Annotated in this window: 12 protein-coding genes; 7 read left to right on the top strand and 5 right to left on the bottom strand. The window is 72.0% G+C overall.

From position 1 onward, the window contains the following. The first annotated feature begins 119 nt into the window (after nt 1–119). Nucleotides 120–410, top strand: a complete 291-nt coding sequence (locus NKI68_RS17075) for a DUF7545 family protein (RefSeq protein WP_254544329.1) — start codon at nt 120–122, stop codon at nt 408–410. Nucleotides 411–430: 20 nt separating this feature from the next. On the opposite strand, the gene NKI68_RS17070 is transcribed toward NKI68_RS17075, so the two are convergent. Together NKI68_RS17070 and NKI68_RS17065 are read right to left on the bottom strand one after the other, a co-directional pair. Next, nucleotides 431–1,774, bottom strand: coding sequence for an NRAMP family divalent metal transporter (locus NKI68_RS17070; protein WP_254544328.1), 1,344 nt, complete (start codon nt 1,772–1,774; stop codon nt 431–433). A 104-nt stretch (nt 1,775–1,878) separates the two neighbouring features. Next, on the bottom strand, nt 1,879–2,535 hold the full coding sequence (locus NKI68_RS17065) for a 2,5-diamino-6-(ribosylamino)-4(3H)-pyrimidinone 5'-phosphate reductase (RefSeq protein ID WP_254544327.1): 657 nt from the start codon (nt 2,533–2,535) through the stop codon (nt 1,879–1,881). Between the two features lie 86 nt (nt 2,536–2,621). Between NKI68_RS17065 and NKI68_RS17060 the strand changes: the two genes are divergently transcribed. The 3 genes from NKI68_RS17060 to NKI68_RS17050 are packed head-to-tail and all read left to right on the top strand — an operon-like array spanning nt 2,622 to nt 6,324. Then, a complete protein-coding gene (locus NKI68_RS17060) occupies nt 2,622–3,893 on the top strand; it encodes a Single-stranded DNA binding protein (protein ID WP_254544326.1) in 1,272 nt (423 codons plus the stop codon). Further along, a complete protein-coding gene (locus NKI68_RS17055) occupies nt 3,890–5,569 on the top strand; it encodes an RPA family protein (RefSeq protein WP_254544325.1) in 1,680 nt (559 codons plus the stop codon). Before NKI68_RS17060 ends, NKI68_RS17055 begins: the two co-directional genes overlap by 4 nt. A gap of 2 nt (nt 5,570–5,571) precedes the next feature. Then, the gene (locus NKI68_RS17050) at nt 5,572–6,324 is read left to right on the top strand and encodes a metallophosphoesterase (RefSeq protein WP_254544324.1); all 753 of its coding nucleotides are present in this window, start codon (nt 5,572–5,574) and stop codon (nt 6,322–6,324) included. Between the two features lie 10 nt (nt 6,325–6,334). Here NKI68_RS17050 and NKI68_RS17045 read toward each other — a convergent pair whose 3' ends face one another. After that, nucleotides 6,335–7,207 (bottom strand): CPBP family intramembrane glutamic endopeptidase, encoded by an 873-nt coding sequence (locus NKI68_RS17045; protein WP_254544323.1) that lies wholly within the window; start codon nt 7,205–7,207, stop codon nt 6,335–6,337. Nucleotides 7,208–7,316: 109 nt separating this feature from the next. Here NKI68_RS17045 and NKI68_RS17040 point away from each other — a divergent pair, with 109 nt between their 5' ends. From NKI68_RS17040 to NKI68_RS17030, 3 genes are all read left to right on the top strand, one after another. Continuing rightward, the gene (locus NKI68_RS17040) at nt 7,317–10,166 is read left to right on the top strand and encodes a DEAD/DEAH box helicase (protein WP_254544322.1); all 2,850 of its coding nucleotides are present in this window, start codon (nt 7,317–7,319) and stop codon (nt 10,164–10,166) included. A 428-nt stretch (nt 10,167–10,594) separates the two neighbouring features. Continuing rightward, nucleotides 10,595–10,990, top strand: coding sequence for a RidA family protein (locus NKI68_RS17035; RefSeq protein WP_254544321.1), 396 nt, complete (start codon nt 10,595–10,597; stop codon nt 10,988–10,990). A 69-nt stretch (nt 10,991–11,059) separates the two neighbouring features. Next, nucleotides 11,060–11,710 (top strand): HAD family hydrolase, encoded by a 651-nt coding sequence (locus NKI68_RS17030; RefSeq protein ID WP_254544320.1) that lies wholly within the window; start codon nt 11,060–11,062, stop codon nt 11,708–11,710. Here NKI68_RS17030 and NKI68_RS17025 read toward each other — a convergent pair whose 3' ends face one another. Together NKI68_RS17025 and NKI68_RS17020 are read right to left on the bottom strand one after the other, a co-directional pair. Further along, entirely contained in the window at nt 11,711–12,253 is a 543-nt protein-coding gene (locus NKI68_RS17025; protein ID WP_254544319.1) for a hypothetical protein, read from the bottom strand. It lies immediately after the preceding gene. Nucleotides 12,254–12,342: 89 nt separating this feature from the next. Next, nucleotides 12,343–14,562: an AAA family ATPase gene (locus tag NKI68_RS17020; protein WP_254544318.1), complete on the bottom strand. Its 2,220-nt coding sequence runs from the start codon at nt 14,560–14,562 to the stop codon at nt 12,343–12,345. Nucleotides 14,563–14,610 lie beyond the last annotated feature (48 nt).

Below are 14,610 nucleotides of genomic sequence, written 5' to 3'. Positions count from 1 at the left end.
GACCGACGGACGAGCACGAAGACTGACCGACGAGCACGAAGACTGACGGGCGAGTGGGACGGACGAGCGGCGCGTCCGGACCCAGCAGAGGTTTACGTTCGCGGCCGCAAGCGAGCGCCATGACGACGAACGACGACACGGTCCTGATCACCATCGAATCGCCGGACGGCGAGGACGAAGTGACGCTCCCCTCCCACCTGCTCGACCTCCTCGCGGAGGACGGCCAGAGCGCCGCCGAGGTCGTCGGCGACCTCGCGCTCATGTCCTGCGCACAGCGCATCCACGCGACCGTCGCGCACGGCCAGGGCGAGGCCGACGAGCGACTACAGGCCATCGAGGGCACCACCATGGACCTCTTCGAGCAGCGCTTCGGGATGTCCTTCGGCGAGGCGACGGGACACCAGCACTAGCGCCCTTCTCTCCCGCGCGCTCAGCGCGAATCGGAATCGGTCCGGCGACGCCGTCCGGGGGCGTACGATCGACGCCAGAGCTTCCCCAGTACGAGGAGCGTCGCCGCGCCGGTGACGACCGCGAACGCGAGCACGGCCAGATCGAGCGCACCCGCGCCGCCGGAGAGCGCGACCCGCTCGCGCAGTCGGGCGACGTTCACCGCGACGACGATCGCCAGCAGCGCGCCGCCAGCGAGGTTGGCGAGGCGGCCGTTCACCGAGGGGACGGCCGCCGGGTCGTTGAGGAGGTAGAGCACGACCGCGAGGGCGAACGGCGTCGCGACGAGACCGAAGGCGATGACGAGCACGAGCAGCGGAAAGAACGCGCCGCCGAGGAACGCGCCGGCGGCGGAGGCGAGCGCCGTCCCGGCGAGCAGGGCGCGGTAGCGGGGGTCCTCCACGTCGGTGTCCCAGCCGAGTCGGTCGGCCACGAGGTAGGGCGGGACGACGGTGTTCCCGCCGAGCGTCGAGACGGCCGCGCCGAGCAGGCCGAGGAGGAACAGCCACTCCGCCGACGCGCCCGCGACGGGCGCGAGCGCGCGGCCGGCCGCGACCGCCGTGACGTCGGGGGTCCCGCCGAGGACGCTCGCGGCGACGAGGAAGATGGCGAGGCTGTACGCGCCGAAGGCGACGCCCATCGACCCCACCACGTCGAGCGTCGCCGCGGCGTGGTCCTCGCGGGTCCACCCCCGGGCGCGGACGGTGTAGGTGTGCATGGTCACGAGCGTGACGTGGACCGCCCCGCCGAGGATCCCCGCGACGAGCAACGCGCCGCCGTCGGGGACCGCGGGGACGAGACCGCCGAGGGCGGCCGTCGCGTCGACCGGGACCGCCGACAGCGTGGCGACGAACGCGAGCACGACGCCCGCGACGAGCACCTTCGCCCCGAGTTCGGCGACGCGGTACCCGCCGCCGGCGAGACCGACCGCGAGGACGAGCGCCCAGCCGACGCCCGCGACCCGCGCGTCGATCCCCGTGAGCGCCGCCGTCACGTCCGCGAGCCCCTTCATGATGACGAGCTGCGCCAGCCCCGCGGCGAGGACGGCGTCGACCACGAGCACCCACGCCCAGCCGCCGCCGAGGTGCCGCTCGACGGCGGCGACGATGCCGCGCTCGGTCAGCAGGCCGAGACGCATGGAGAGGTACTGCGCCAGGGTGCCGAGGACGGCCGAGAGGACGACGACCCAGAGCAGGTCGTAGCCGAACGCCGCCCCCGCCGTCAGGAGGCTCGCCATCGTCGCCGGGCCGGCCGCGATCGCCCCCGCGAGCCACGAGGGACCCATCCACCGTGCGACCTCGCGGAGTCGGGTCAGTCGGTCGAACATACGTCACCCTCCGACGAGGCGGGTATAAATCGAGTGGTATTACCTGGTGATTCCGGTCTCGCTCGGAGGAGGGCGTCGCTCGACGGCGATCCGGTGGGACGCGGTCATCCGACGACGGTCCAGGTGAGCACCGCGCCGCCGTCGAGGAGTTCCACGTCGTCGAGTTCGAGGCGTGGGAAGTCCTCGACGAACCCCTGGCCGTCGGCGAGCGTCGGCGCGTCCCGGCCGCCGATCAGGAGGGGGCCGACGAACACCGACAGTTCGTCCACGAGGCCCGCCTCGACCAGCGAGAAGATCAGTTCGCCGCCCCCCTCGACCATGAGGTCGGCGACGCCGTCGTCCGCGAGCGCGTCGAGGGCGGCGTCGAGGTCCACGCGCCCCTCCCCGGCGACGACGAGTTCCGCCCCCGCCCCGACGAGCGCCTCGCGGCGGTCCGCGGGGGCGGCCTCGCTCGCGAGGACGTAGGTCGGCGCGTCGCCTCGCAGGATCTCCGCGTCGGGGGGCGTGCGCGCCCGCGAGTCCGCGACGACGCGGGCGGGGACGCCCGACTTCCCGATCCGCTCGCGGTGCCGGCGGTCGAACCGGACGAGCGAGGGGTCGTCCGCGAGGACGGTCCCGACGCCGACCATCACGGCGTCGGCCTCCGCCCGCAGGCGGTCGACGCGGGCGAAGTCGTCGTCGCCGCTGATGCGAACCTGCTCGCGCCGTCGAGTCGAGAGCTTCCCGTCCGCGCTCGTCGCGGCGTTGACGAGGACGTGCATGGGGTGAGTGCACCGCCGAGGGGTATCGGAATTTCGGATCCCGGTGGTGCGAACGCTTTTATTACAGACCGGGCAATGCTCTCCCGATGGACATCGACGACCGTGCCGAGGCACTCGCCTCCGACCTCGGCGCAGACACAGAGGAGGTCAAAGCGGACCTGCAGAACCTCCTGGAGTACGACGTCCCGATCGACGAGGCCGTCCAGAGCCTCCGCCGGAAGTACGGCGGGGGGAGCGGCGGCGGGGCGGCCCCCGCCTCGAAGTCGATCGGCGACGTCACGACCGAGGACGCGAGCGTGACCGTCACCGCCCGCGTCCTGACCGTCGGCAAGCGGACCATCCGCTACCAGGGCGACGACTACACCATCTTCGAGGGTGAACTCGCCGACGAGAGCGGGAGGATCTCCTACACCGCCTGGACCGACTTCGGCCTCGAACCGGGCGCGACGATCACCGCCGGGAACGCGGGCGTCCGCGAGTGGGAGGGCGAGCCGGAACTCAACCTCGGCGAGAGCACCGACGTCACGTTCGCAGACGAGACGCTCTCGGTCCCCTACGAGGTCGGCGGCGACGCGTCGCTCGCGGACCTCGACCCCGGCGACCGCGGCGCCAACGTCGAGGTCGCCGTCATCGAGGTGGAGTCGCGCACCATCGACGGGCGCGACGGCCCGACGGACATCCTGAGCGGCGTGCTCGCCGACGAGACCGCCCGCCTCCCGTTCACCGACTGGAACCCGCACCCCGACGTCGCCGAGGGCGCGTCGCTCAGACTCGAGGACTGCTACGTCCGCGAGTTCCGGGGCGTCCCCTCGGTCAACCTGTCTGAGTTCACGACGGTGACGCCGCTCGACCGCGCGGTCGAGGTGAGCGACGCGGCCCCGCGCAGGGCCGTGGGGGAGGCGGTCGACGAGGGCGGCGCGTTCGACGTCGAACTCGTCGGCAACCTGCTCGACGTGCGCGACGGCTCCGGCCTCATCCAGCGCTGTCCGGAGTGCAACCGCGTCATCCAGAACGGCCAGTGTCGCAGCCACGGCGAGGTGGACGGCGTGGACGACCTGCGCGTGAAGGCCATCCTCGACGACGGAACGGGCACCGTCACCGCCGTCCTCGACCGCGACCTCACCGAGGAAGTCTACGGCGGGACGCTCGCAGACGCCCTCGAACACGCCCGCGACGCGATGGACAAGGAGGTCGTCGCCGACGACATCGCGGCGCGGGTCGTCGGCAAGGAGTACCGCGTCCGCGGGGTGCTCTCCGTGGACGAGTACGGCGCGAACCTCGACGCGAGCGAGTTCGACCTCGTCGAGGAGGACCCCGGCGAACGCGCTCGGGCGCTCCTGACGGAGGTGAGCGCGTGAGTTCCGCGCCCGGCCGCCGGGAGGTCGCCCACCGCCTGTTCGCCGCCGAGTTCGACGACGCGGAGTACTCCTACTCGGAGAGCGACGAGGAGCGCGCGCCGAACTACGTCGTCACGCCGACGGGCGCGCGGGTCAACCGGCTGTTCGTCGCGGGCGTCCTCACGGAGGTGACCCAGGCGGGCGAGAACATCCTCCGGGCGCGGGTCGTGGACCCGACGGGCGCGTTCGTCGTCTACGCCGGGCAGTACCAGCCCGAGGCGATGGCGTTCCTCGACCGCGCCGAACCGCCCGCGTTCGTCGCCGTGACCGGCAAGGCTCGCACCTTCCAGCCGGAGGACTCTGCGGTCGTCTACACCTCCGTGCGCCCGGAGAGCGTGAGCGAGATCGACGCCGACACGCGCGACCGCTGGACGGTCAACGCCGCGGAGCGGACGCTCGAACGCGTCGCCACCTTCGCGGCGGCGCTCGACTCCGGGCTGAGCGGATCGGGGCTGCGCGAGGCGCTCTCCGACGCCGGCGTGGACGCGAGCCTCGCCGCCGGCATCCCCATCGCGATGGAGCAGTACGGAACCACCCGCGGGTACCTCGCTGCGCTACAGGACCTCGCACTCGACGCCGCGCGCCTCGTCGCCGACGAGGTGGACGAGGTTGGCGACCTCGCCGTCGCGCCCGACGAGGGCGGCGACGAACCGTTCGCGCCCGCCGTCGACGTGGCCCTCGACCTTGACGTGGAGGCGGTCGCGCCGGGTACGATGGCGACCAGCACCGACGCGGAGGAGATGGAGCGGACCGCGGAGACCGAGTCGGCGTCGGAGGCCGACCCCGAGACGACGGAGCGGACGGCGGCGGACGCGGACGCCGAGTCCGAGGCGGCGGCTGAGGAGCGGGAGGCCGACGTCGGGGACACAGAGCCCGAACCCGAGCCGGAACCCGAATCGGCGTCGCCCGAACCGACGCCGACGGGGGACGCCGCCGAGGCCGAATCGGCGTCCGCCGAGACCGAATCGACCGCCGACTCCGAGCCCGCCGCCGAGTCGGAAGACGCCGCGGAGGGCGCGGCCGCCGAGGGTGAACCGACCGCGGAGGACGAACTCGGCGACTTCGATCCGGGCGAGTTCGACCCGGACGACTTCGAACTCGACGAGGAGACCCGCCAGGAGGTCGAGGAGGAGTTCGGCACGGAGTTCTCGACCGGCGGCGAGGTCGAGCCCGCGGGCGAGGCCGACATCGAACCCGAGACGCCCGCCGCCGAACCCGAGGGCGCGTCCGAGGCGGAACCCGAACCGGAACCGACGCCGGAGTCCGAGTCCGAGTCGGAGACAGAGGCCGAGGCGGAGCCCACCGCCGGGGGGGAACCCGAACTCGACTCCGACCGCGAACTCGCGGCGGAGGTGAGCGACGAACCCGCCGAGGAGCCCGAGCCCACGGAGACACCCGAGGCGTCGGCCGGTGACGAACCGGCCGAGGCACCGGCCGAGGACTTCGACCTCGAGGAGGTTCTGCTGGCGACGATGCGCGAACTCGACGACGGCGACGGCGCGCCGCGCGACGAGCTGATCGGGCGGGTGGCCGACGCCACCGGCGCGGGCGGGGACGAGGTCGAGGACGCGATACAGGACGCGCTGATGAGCGGCCAGTGCTACGAGCCGAGCGACGACCGCCTCAAGCCCATCTAGCGGTGTTCGAGCCGGTCCCGGGTGAGCCGGCGGCCGTCGCGACGCTCGACGGGGACCGCGCGCTCGTCGTCGCCGACTACCACGCGGGCCTGGAGGTCGCGCTCCGGTACGACGGTGTCGAGTTGCGCAGCCGCGCCGCGGCGCGACGCGAGGCGGTGCTCGACCTGCTCTCGCGCACCGACGCGGAGCGCGTCGTCTTCCTCGGCGACCTCGGGAACGCCATCGGCGCGCCGGGCCGCGAGGAGCGCCGCGAGTTAGAGCGCCTGCTGTCTGCGGTCGCGGCGCGCGTCCCCGTCACCGTGGTACGGGGCAACCACGACGGCGGCGTCGAGGACGCGGCCGACGCGATCGACGCCGCCCACCCGATCGAGACGACCCCGAGCCGCGGCGCGCGCTTCGGTCGGGTCGGGTTCGTCCACGGGCACACGTGGCCCGGCCCGGACGTGCTCCGGGCGGACGTGGTCGCGATGGGTCACGAGCACCCGATGGTCCGACTGGAGGACGAGGTGGGCGGCAGCCGCGCCGAGCGCGCGTGGCTCCGCGGCCGCCTGGATCCCGAGCCGTTCGAGGCGTTCCACGGGTCGGTGGAGATCGACGGCGAACTCGTCGTTTGCCCGGCGTTCAACGACCTCCTCGGCGGGACGTGGACGAACGCCGGCCAGGGCTTCCTCGCGCCGTTCCTCCCGGAGGGGATGGACGGCGCGCAGGCGTACCTGCTCGACGGGACGCGGCTGGGGGAGTACACGCGGGTGTGACGGACGGCGCTCACCGCCTCGTCAACGTCGCCGGATCGGTCAGCGCGAGCACCGCCCCGACGGTCGCGGCGCGCAGTCCGAGTGAGAGCAGCGGTGCGTCCGGTGCGGCGACGAACAGTCCCGCTACGGCGATCGACGTGTGGAAGAGTATCGCGAGCAGGAGGCTACCGTCCGTGTTGTTGAACACCCACGTGAACAGTATCGCGTCGAGGACGACCGTCGCCAGGTACGGCGCGAACCGCGTGCCGTTGAGCGGATCGCCGACTGTCAGTGCAAGCGGGAGGTGCCAGAGACCCCAGGCGAACCCGATCAGGACGCTCGCTACGAGGGCGCTCCGTCCCGCCTGAAGTCGCGGAAGTGCGTATCCCCGCCACCCTAGTTCTTCACCCAGCGGACTACCGAGCAGGAGCGTTTGGAGGAAGACGACGGGGAAGAGCGGCCACGGACCGAGCGCCGCCACCTCGGGCGGGACCGGATACAGATCGAGTACCGGTGGGGTCGCGTAGTCGGGGAACGGGCCGCCGAGCGCAGTCGCGAGCACTCCGACGCCGAGCAGTAGAGCCGGCGGCCAGAGCAGGACGAAGAGGTACCATCTGCCACCGACGCGCCACCTGTGGAGCCCGGCGAGCAGGCGACGGACGCCCGGCCGACCTTCCGTCGCACCGGTTACGACGAGCGCAGCGACGGTCGGCCCGAATACTCCGAGAAACCGCGCCGTTCCGGTCGACAACGGCGCTTCGACGATCTCGCGCGAAGCGAGCGCGGCGGGGATCCAGAGGAGCCAGGAGAGGAAAAAGGCGAGCGCGAAAAACGCCGCCAGTCCCTTCCCGTCCGCGTTCAACCGTCGGGTGTGACTCCCTCGCGCCGAGATCGTCGAATCCATCGTGGTGTGATATCAAAGCTCAATGGTACATTACGCTTTCTGATACGTTGGGGCCGTGCCAACCGCGAACACGCAGGCCTTAATCGGCCGAGGGTCCTACCGAACCCGAATGGGTGAGCGCGAGGTGACGGCGGGGATGGACGCGTTCACGCACCTCGGCGACCGGGTGCGGGCGGCGCTGTCCGAGCGGGGGTTCGAGACGCCCACGGAGCCCCAGCGCCGGGCGATCCCCGCCCTGGTCGCCGGGCGCAACGCGCTCGTCATCGCGCCGACGGGGACGGGGAAGACCGAGACGGCGATGCTGCCGGTGCTCGACGCCGTCGTGCGGCGGCGGGCCGACGAGGCGGCGGGCGTCCACGGCATTTCGGCGCTCTACGTCACGCCGCTGCGGGCGCTGAACCGCGACATGCGCGAGCGCCTGGAGTGGTGGGGCGAGGAGCTTGACCTCGACATCGACGTCCGCCACGGCGACACCTCGCGGTACCGGCGCACGCAGCAGGCGAACGACCCGCCCGACGTGCTCGTGACGACGCCCGAGACGCTCCAGGCGATGCTCACGGGCGAGAAGCTCCGGCGGGCGCTCGCGGACGTACGCCACGTCGTCGTCGACGAGGTGCACGAGCTGGCGAGTTCGAAGCGCGGCGCGCAGTTGACCGTCGGGCTGGAGCGGCTGTACGAACTCGCCGGGGACTTCCAGCGCGTCGGCCTCTCGGCGACGGTGGGGGACCCGGAGGAGGTCGGGCGGTTCCTCACGGGCGACCGGAGGTGCGCGATCGTGGAGGTCGACGTGGGGAGCGAACTCGACCTGCGCGTGCTCACGCCCGAGGTCACGCCGGAGGACGAGCGCCTCGCGGGGCGGCTGATGACCGACCCCGACGTCGCGAGCCACGTCCGGGCGATCCGGGACGTGATCGAGGCCAACGAGTCGACGCTCGTGTTCGTCAACACCCGGCAGACGGCGGAGGCGCTCGGCTCGCGGTTCAAGGAACTCGACGTGAACATCGGCATCCACCACGGCTCGCTCTCGAAGGAGGCGCGGATCGAGGTGGAGGACGACTTCAAGGCGGGGGCGCTCGACGCGCTCCTCTGCACGTCGTCGATGGAACTCGGCATCGACGTGGGTCGGATCGACCACGTGGTGCAGTACTCCAGTCCGCGGCAGGTCTCCCGTCTGCTCCAGCGCGTGGGGCGAGCGGGCCACCGCCGGGACGTGGTCTCCTCGGGGACGGTCGTCACGACGCGCCCGGACGACACGTTCGAGGCGCTGGTCATCGCGGACCGGGCGCGACGCGGCGCGGTCGAACCCGCCAACATCCACCACGGCAGCCTCGACACGGTAGCGAACCAGATCGCCGGCCTGCTGATGGACTTCAGCGAGATCGACGCGGTGCGGGCGTACGAGATCGTCACCCGCGCCTACCCGTTTCGCGACCTCGAACCGGAGGCGTTCCGCGAGGTGGTGCGCGAACTCTCGGGCAACCGCATCCTCTGGCTCGACGAGGCGGCCGACCGGCTGGAGAAGTCGAGCGGGACGTGGCAGTACGTCTACGCCAACCTCTCGATGATCCCCGACGAGTCCACCTACCGGGTGTACGACATGGCCGCCGGGCGGGGGGTGGGGACGCTCGACGAGCGCTTCGTCGTCAACTTCGCCACGCCGGGGGAGGTGTTCATCCAGCGCGGCGAGATGTGGCGCATCACGGAGGTCGACGAGGAGGACGAGGAGGTGAAGGTGACGCCCGTCGGGGATCCCGCCGGCGAGGTGCCCTCCTGGACCGGTCAGGAGATCCCCGTCCCGTTCCCGGTGGCCCAGGAGGTGGCCGACCTCCGGGCGCGGGCGCGCGAGCGGTTCGACGCCGGGGAGTCGCGCGAGGCGGTCGCCCGCTGGCTCGGCGAGCGGTACCCGACGGACGAGCACACGGCGGGCGAGGCCCTGAAGCAGATCGAGGCCCACGAGGCGGCGGTGCCCGCGGCCGACCGCGTCGTCGTCGAGTTCTTCGGCCGCGAGGTCGTGGTCAACGCGGCCTTCGGCCACCGCGCGAACGAGACGCTCGGGCGGCTCGTCTCCGCGCTGCTCGGCCAGCGTACCGGGTCGTCGGTGGCGATGGACGTCGACCCCTACCGGATCGAACTGGAGGTCCCCCGCGGGGTGACGGGCTACGACGTGGTCGAAGTGCTCGAAGAAACCGACCCGGACCACGTGCGAACGCTCATCGAACTGTCGCTCAAGAACGCCGACGCGCTGAAGTTCAAGCTGGCGCAGGTCGCGGCGAAGTTCGGCGCGCTCAAGCGCTGGCGCGGGGGGACGAACGGCTTCGGGCGCTCGCGCTTGCTCGAAGCGCTCCGCGACACGCCGATCTACGACGAGGCCGTCCGGGAGGTGCTCCACGAGGACCTCGACGTTCCGACCGCGAGCGCCGTCCTGCGCCGGATCCGATCGGGCGAGGTCGCCGTCGAGGCGATCAACGAGCGCACGTCGATCGGGCGCGGCGGCCGCTCGTCCGGGCGCGAACTGCTCGCGCCCGAGAACGCCGACGCGAGCGTCGTCGAGACGGTGCGCGAGCGCATCCGGGAGGACCGCGTCCTCCTGTTCTGCGTCCACTGCGAGGAGTGGAAGCGCACCCAGCAGGTGAGGCGCGTCCCCGAGCAACCCGAGTGTCCGCACTGCGGGTCGACGCGGATCGCCGCGCTCAACCCGTGGGCCGACGAGGTGGTGACGGCCGTCCGGGCGACCGAGAAGGACGAGGAGCAGGAGAAGCAGACCCGGCGCGCCCACCGCGCGGCCGGACTCGTCCAGAGCCACGGCAAGCGGGCGGTGATCGCGCTGGCGGCGCGCGGCGTCGGCCCCCACAACGCCGCCCGAATCATCTCGAAGCTCCGCGAGAACGAGGACGACTTCTACCGCGACATCCTCGCCCAGGAGCGCCAGTACGCCCGAACGAAGTCGTTCTGGGATTGAGCTTACAGCGACATTTGCGAAACGAGTCGTGTACTCCGTCAGTTCGTGTAGACGTAGGACGTGGACGTCACGACGGTCGACCCGAAGATCAGTTCTCGAAAGCCCTCGCGCTCTCGACCGCTCCGGGCCTCGCTGCGCGCTTCGCTCGCTCCCCTCGGTCGCTCGCTGTAGTGCTTGCTTCGTCCGGGAGGGACCGAGAGCGCTCGCCCTTTCAATCCGCCAGGGGCGGTTGGTCAATCCAGCCAGTGCCGAGCTGTCGCCTGGTGCATCCGTCTTGGTAGACTCGAAGGGCGAGTCCATAGCACGAGGGATTCGGAGTTCCGCTCGACCGCCTCTCCGTTCTCCGTTACGGAACGTCGAGGGGAAAGCACCGTGCTTTAGCGGTCGGACGCCGCCACGGCTATCCTCCCGCCGCGCGATGGGCGGGCATGGAGCGCCACCGCGTTTCGAGCGGGACGGAGTGGGAGTCGCGCGTCGGCTACTCGCGGGCCGTCCGCGTCGGCCCGCACGTGCGGGTGTCCGGCACGACGGCGACCGACGAGGACGGCGCGATCGTCGGCCGCGGCGATCCCTACCGGCAGGCCGTCCGGGCGATCGAGAACGTCGAGGCGGCCCTCGAACGCGCGGACGCCTCCCTGGCGGACGTCGTCCGCACCCGTATCTTCGTGACCGACATCGACGACTGGGAGCGGATCGGGGACGCCCACGCCGAGTACTTCGGCGAGATCCGACCCGCGACGAGCATGGTCGAGGTGAGCCGGCTCGTCGACCCCGACATGCTGGTCGAGATCGAGGCCGACGCGATCGTCGACGGGGAGGACTGATCGACCCTACGCCGACCAGCGACGCCGTCCGCCGGTACGACTATCGTCACGTCGCGTGACCGTCGGGACATGGACGCCGTCTGCTTCGACATGGACGGGGTGATCGTCGACTCAGAGCGCCACTGGGTCCCCCTGGAGAACGAGCGCATCCTCCCGCGGGCGGTCGAGTCGGGGACCGTGACGGCGAGCGACATCACCGGGATGAACGTCACCGACCTCCACGCCCACCTCGCCGAGGAGTACGGGACGACGATGAGCGAGGCGGCGTTCGTCGCGCTGTACGACGAGGCCGCGGAGGAACTGTACACGGAGCGCGTCGCGCTCCTGGAGGGGTTCGAGCCGCTGTGCGAGCGCCTGCGCGATCGCGGCACGGCGCTCTCGATCGTCTCCTCGTCGCCCAACCGCTGGATCCGTCTCGTTCTGGATCGGTTCGACCTCCGCGGGACGTTCGACGCGGTCGTGAGCGCGGAGGACGTCGACGGCCCGAGCAAGCCCGCGCCCGACGTGTACGAGCGCGCCGCCGCGCGCCTCGACGTCGCCCCCGAGCGGTGCGTCGCCGTCGAGGACTCGGCCCACGGCGTCGCCGCGGCGGCCGCCGCCGGGATGTACTGCGTCGGCTACCGGACCGACGCGAACGAGTCGCAGGACCTCTCGTCCGCGGACGCGATCGCCACGGGGCCGGCGGCGTTGCGCGAGCGCGTCGAGGCGCTCTGCGCGTGATTACGGAGACGGCGTGACGTCACGCGAGGGGCGGGGCAGTAGTTCGCGCACCCGTTCGACGCCCGCCGCCGCGCTCTGGCCCTCGCCCGCGTAGTGGGCGTAGGCGACCAGCGGGTTCAGACTGGAGTACTCCTCGTGGGCGTAGACGTGCGTCGTCTCGCCGTCCTCGCCCGCGAACAGCATCACGTGGAGCATCCGACGGGCGAGGAGGCGATCGAGGCGGACCCACGACCCGACGCTCTCGACCCCCTCGCGCGTCTTCACCCGGGAGAGGGGGTGACGCACGAACCCGCGCTCGTGGAGCCCTCGCTCGACCTCCCCGGGCGGGAGCGGAAGCGTCAGCGCGTACTCGTCCTCGGACACCTCGCGCGCGGCGGTTCCCGGGAGCCACCGCCGCACGGGGGACGTGAGCGCGGGGAACCAGCGTCGGTGCAGGCGCTCGGGCCAGCGGGCGTCCGGATCCAACCGGGCGGGACCGACCAGCCGGTACGCGCAGACCGCGAGGGCCGAGACGATCGGAGCGAGCACTCGGGCGGCGTTCATAGCGCTCCCCTACGCTCCCGAGGTGAATGGACCTGTCGGGAGAGGTGCTCGCGGGCGGCGCGTGACCGATCGGCCCGCGACAGTCGCGTTCAGTGCCCGCCGCCGGGCGGTTCGACCTTCGCTCGGGCGTCCTCGAAGTGGCCGCGGCCGATCCTGATCTCGTCGGCCCGCTCGTTCGCCTCCTCCGGGCCGAGTTCCCCGGCGAGTTCGCGGATCGCCAGCAGCGACGCCTGCCGGACCAGCGCCTCCAGTTCCGCGCCGGAGTAGCCGACCGTGTCGGCGGCGAGTTCGTCGAGGTCCACGTCCTCCGCGAGGGGCTTGCCGTCGGTGTGGACCGCGAGGATGGCCCGTCGCGCGCCCTCGTCCGGCAGCGGCACCTCGACGTGGGCCTCCAGGCGACCGGGCCTGAGGAGCGCCGGATCGAGCGCCTCGTAGCGGTTCGTCGCGGCGAGGACGACGAGGTTCGGGTTGGCGGCGAGCCCGTCCAGTTCGGTCAAGAGTTGGGAGACGACCCGCTCGGTCACCTCGTGGCTCTCGCCACGTCGCCCGGCCAGCGCGTCGATCTCGTCGAAGAAGACGATCGTCGGGGCGGTCTGACGCGCGCGCTCGAACACCTCCCTGATGGCCTTCTCGGACTCGCCGACGTACTTGTCGATGAGTTCCGGCCCGGCGACGTGGATGAAGTTCACCCCGCTCTCGCCCGCGATGGCTCGCGCGAGGAGCGTCTTTCCTGTCCCCGGCGGACCGTAGAGGAGGATGCCCGAGGGGGGCGCGGTGTTCGTCGCCGCGAACAGCCGCTCGTAGGAGAGGGGCCACAGTACGGTCTCGCGGAGCGTCGCCTTCGCCTCCGCCAGCCCGCCCACGTCCTCGAAGGTGGTGAGGGGCGTCTCGACGACGTACTCGCGCATGGCGCTCGGGTCGACGGCGGCCATCGCGGACTCGAAGTCGGCCCGCGTGACGAGCAGGTCGGGGGCGTCCCCCTCCCCGTCGTCGCGCTCGTCCCGGTAGCGCCGGAGCGCACTCATCGCGGCCTCGGTCGTGAGCGAGCGCACGTCCGCGCCGACGAAGCCGTGCGTGCGCCCGGCCAGCGCGTCGAGGTCCACGTCGTCCGCGAGGGGCATGCCGCGGGTGTGTACGTCGAGGATCTCGCGTCGACCCCCCTCGTTCGGCACGCCGATCTCGATCTCGCGGTCGAACCGGCCGCCGCGCCGGAGCGCCGGGTCGATCGCGTCGACGCGGTTGGTCGCGCCGATGACGACGATCTCGTCGCGCCCGCGCAGCCCGTCGAGTTCGGTCAGGAGCTGGGCGACGACGCGGTTCTCCATGTCGGCGTCCTCGTCGCGCGCGCCGCCGATGGAGTCGACCTCGTCGATGAAGAGGATCGTCGGGGCGTTCGCCCGCGCCTCCTCGAACTTCTCGCGGATGCGCTCCTCGCTCTCGCCCTTGTACTTCGAGACGATCTCGGGCCCCGAGATGGTGATGAAGTGCGCGGCGACCTCGTTGGCGACCGCCTTCGCGATGAGCGTCTTGCCGGTGCCGGGCGGGCCGTGCAGGAGGACGCCCTTCGGCGGCTCGACGCCGAGTCGGCGGAACAGCTCCGGCTCGGCAAGCGGGAGTTCGATCATCTCGCGGATGAGGTCGAGTTCGTCGTCCAGCCCGCCGATGTCCTCGTAGGTGACGTCGCTCGCGGCGGGTCCCGTCGGCGTCGACGCGGCGGGCGGGAGCGATTCCGAATCCGATCTGGATCCGGACCCACCGTCGGAACCGCCGGCCGCTCCCGGCCCGCCGGTCGAGGTCGACGACCCGCCGGTCGATCGGCCCTCGGCGACCTGGCCCGGGACGACCGTCACCCGGGTGTCGTCTGTGATCCGGACCGTCCCGTCGGGATCGGTCGCCGAGATGACGGCGTACTCGTCGATACCCCCGAGGTGGATGCGCTCGTCGGTCCGGATCGGTCGGTCGAGCAACCGCCGCTTGACGTACTCGGGGAGGTCCTCGTGCTCCGGCGTGTTCGGCAGCGAGACGGTGACGCTCCGGGCGTCCTCGACGTCCTCCTTCCGGACGGTGACGGTGTCCCCGATCGTCACGCCCGCGTTGCGGCGGGTGTCGGCGTCGATGCGGACGACGCCGTCCTCGCCGCCGGGCCACACCTTCGCGACCGTCTCGCTGCCGTCGTCGCCCGCGATCACCACCGTCTCGCCGCTCAGGATGCCGAGCGTCCGGGAGGTCGCGTTCGAGAGGCGCGCGATGCCGCGGCCGGCGTCGCGCTTCTCCGCGCCCTGCACGGTCAGATCGACCCCGCGTGTCATACCGACCCTTTCCACCGGGGCGTCTTCAGCCCACCGGGGTAACGGCTA

The sequence above is a fragment of the Halomarina pelagica genome (assembly GCF_024228315.1).
Taxonomy (GTDB): Archaea; Halobacteriota; Halobacteria; order Halobacteriales; family Haloarculaceae; genus Halomarina; species Halomarina pelagica.
This window is presented reverse-complemented; position numbering and strand designations above follow the sequence as displayed.